Source organism: Haloferax sp. s1, assembly GCF_058382125.1.
In genome coordinates this window covers 1-3,088 of record NZ_JBZRPK010000318.1, presented here as the reverse complement: position 1 = coordinate 3,088, position 3,088 = coordinate 1, and the positions used below count along the sequence as shown (strand labels likewise).

The 3,088-nt window shown below is 62.7% G+C and carries 2 protein-coding genes; both read right to left on the bottom strand.

The genetic code is table 11. The features are described 5' to 3' along the window. On the bottom strand, positions 1-1,126 hold a 1,126-nt coding region (locus tag QT222_RS03570), incomplete at its 3' end, for a methyl-accepting chemotaxis protein (RefSeq protein ID WP_491476328.1). A gap of 203 nt (positions 1,127-1,329) precedes the next feature. Continuing rightward, a partial coding sequence (locus tag QT222_RS03565; protein WP_491476327.1) for a methyl-accepting chemotaxis protein occupies positions 1,330-3,088 on the bottom strand: 1,759 nt, incomplete at its 5' end.

Genomic DNA, 3,088 nt, shown 5'->3' with positions numbered 1-3,088 from the left:
AGCCCTCGCCGGCCTCGCCAGCGCGGGCCGCCTCGATGTTCGCGTTGAGCGCGAGCAGGTTCGTCCGGTCTGCGACCTCCGCGATGACCTCGACGACCTCCTCGATTGCGCCCATGCGCTGTTGGAGTTCGGTCACGCTGTCGAGCAGTTCGTCGGATATCTCGATGACCTGGTCGGTCGCGGTTCGAATGCTTTGTCCGGCCTCCTGTCCGTTTTCCGCGGCCGCACGCGCCTGGTTCGCCGCCGACGCGACTTCGTCGGACGTCGCCGCGATTTCCTCCATGCTCGCAGAGAGGTCCTGCATCTCCTCGGACCCCTTCGCAAGGAGTTCAGCCTGTTCTGTGACCTGCTCTTCGATGTCGGTTGCGGCGGTTGCCGCGCGCTGAATCGCCGTGCCGAGGTTTGCTGTCGTGTCGTCAACCTCGTTCGCAAGGCGTTCGAAACGCGTCGCCATCTGGTTGATGTCCGAGAGGACAGCCAGCGTCTCGTCTGTGAGGACGTTCCGGTCGTCGCTAAAGGACGCGCGTGCGGAGAGGTCACCGTCGGTGAGACTGCTGATAGTGACCGACACCTCTTCGACGAGTTCCTCGGACGCCCGTTGTTTTTCGACCACGTCGGTTCGGTCGTGAACCGCCTCGACGACGCCGACGAGTTCGTCTCCCTCGAACAGCGGTTGGGCGGTAAAGGCGATGTGTCGGTCCACGCCGTTTCGGTCGGTCATGGTACTGGTATCGCGGTAGAGTGACTGCGCCTCGTCGACGAGTTCGAGGTCGTGCACGTCAGCCGCGGTCGTCGGGTTTTCGAGTACCTTGTCGGCGAGCGTCTTCGCCCGGCGACCGTCCGGGTAGAACAACTCGCTCACGTGCTCCGACCCGAGAGCGTCCGCGGCGGAGACCCCCGTGAGCTTCGAGATGGGTTCGTTCCACGAAATGACGCGATGGTCCGCGTCGAGAACGAACACGGGCATCCCCACACCGTCGAGTAAGTCGCCGACGTGAAGTTGCTCTGCCGCCGCCGCAATCGTCGCACGGTCAGTGTTAGTTTCAGTTGTCTGTCCCCCGCCGTCCGTCCGCGCCCGAGCCCCGACCCCCGGGACCAGCGCCGCAAGTCGCGAAAGCAGGTCCATATGTCCGGAACACGGCCATCGGTGGCATAACCCTACTGTCCGAATTTTCAAATTTGATATTCTTAGCAGCGAACAACACGGGTCGACATGGGAACCCGTCGAACGTCGATTGAGGTGGCAAAAGAAGAGAGAAAAAGAGCGAAGAGTGGAGAGCCGAAGTAGGGGACTGGTTCCGGTAGCGACGCGGTGTGAGAGCGCGTCGTCTACTGGGTATCCATCGTGGAGTCGTCACCGCCGTCGGTGACTGGAGACTCCGGCGATAGCGTGTTTGATTCGTCGGACTGTTCGTTGGTATCTGACTCGAAGGTGTCGTCCGTCATGTTCTCGGCAGCGTCGTGATTAACCGTGAACTCGGAGACAAGTGCCATCAGGCGTTCGGACTGCGAGGCAAGACTGTCCGCACCACTGGAAACCTCGCCGAGCGAGGCAGTCTGTTCTTCGGCGGCCGCGGCCACCGACTCTGCCCGCTCTGCGGTCTCGTCGCTGATGTCGGAGACGCGGTCCATCATAGACGCGACTTCTTCGGTCGATGCGGCCTGTTCGTCGGTCGTGCGACTGATTTCGTCGACGCCGTTTGTCGTCTCGCGAACGTTCTCGACGATGGTGTCGAGGGAGTCGCGCGCGGTCTCGACCGCGTCGACGCCGGATTCGACGGCGTTTCTCGTCTCGCGCATCTCGGCGACCGATTCGGCGGACTTCGTCTGGACTTCGTCGATGGTCTTTTCGATTTCTTCGGCGGAGGATTTCGTCTCGCCCGCGAGGTCCTTCACCTCGTTGGCGACGACCGAGAAGCCCTCGCCGGCCTCGCCAGCGCGGGCCGCCTCGATGTTCGCGTTGAGCGCGAGAATGTTGGTCTGCTCGGCGATGTCGGTGATGAGTTCGACGATGTCGCCGATTTCCTCCATGTCGGCTTCGAGGTCTTCGATTCTGTCGGCCGTTCGGCGGGTCTGCGTCTCGACCTGTCTGATGGTGTCGATGGCGTTTTTCGCCGCGTCGTGGCCGTCTTCACTTGCGCCGAGGGTGTGTTGTGCGGTCTGTTCGAGTTCGGTCGCCGACGAGGCAACCTCCTCGATGGTCGCCGAGAGGTTACTCGTCTCGTTCGTCGTCTGCTGGAGGTTCTCGCGTTGCTCGTGTGCGCCTTCGGCCATGACCTGCGTGGACTCGCTGACCTGTCGGCTGGCGCGCTCGATTTCCTGCGCACTCGCAGTGACTTCCTCGCTGGCGGCCGCGACTGTTTCGGCGAACTCGACGACTTCAGCGATGGTTCCTTCGAGTTCGTCGGCCATGTCGTTGAAGGACCGCGCCATCTCGTTCATCGACTCGTTGTCGGCGTCTTCCGACATCCGTCGCGTGAGGTCGCCCGCGGCGGCATCGGACATCGTCTCGCTGAACTCGGCGGCTTTCGCTTCGAGTTCGGTGATGAGCGCTTCGAGTTCCGTGTGAGTCTGGCCCATCGATTCACCGAACGACCCGGGGATGTCCTCGTCGAGGACGGGGTCGTCGAACTGTTTCTCGGCGAGTGCCTCTGCCTGTCCGGCGACCGTCGTCAGGTACGCTTGCATCGACTCGAACGAGTCGTACAGGCGGCCCATCTCGTCGATTCGGGACGTGCTCGGGAGGTCACCGTCGACCTCTCCGTTGGCGATGTTGTCCGCGTTCCGTGCGACGACGGCGAGGGAGTTCGCGGTCCCGCGCCCAATCGTCACACCGACGAGGAACAACGCCCCGACGGCGAACGCGATGAGGAGAATCACGTTTCTCGTCACCTGCGATTGGAGCGCGAACGCCCGTTCTGCGGGGACGTGGTACGTGAGTACCCAATCGGTACCGGTGATTGGCGTGTAGGCCATCGCGTACTCTCCTTCATCCATGCCCGTCCGGGCGGAGACGACTTGGTAGCCGGTTTCCCCGGTGAGTGCCGCGTCGATAGCCTTGATTTCCGACCCATCGGCTGCCGTGTAC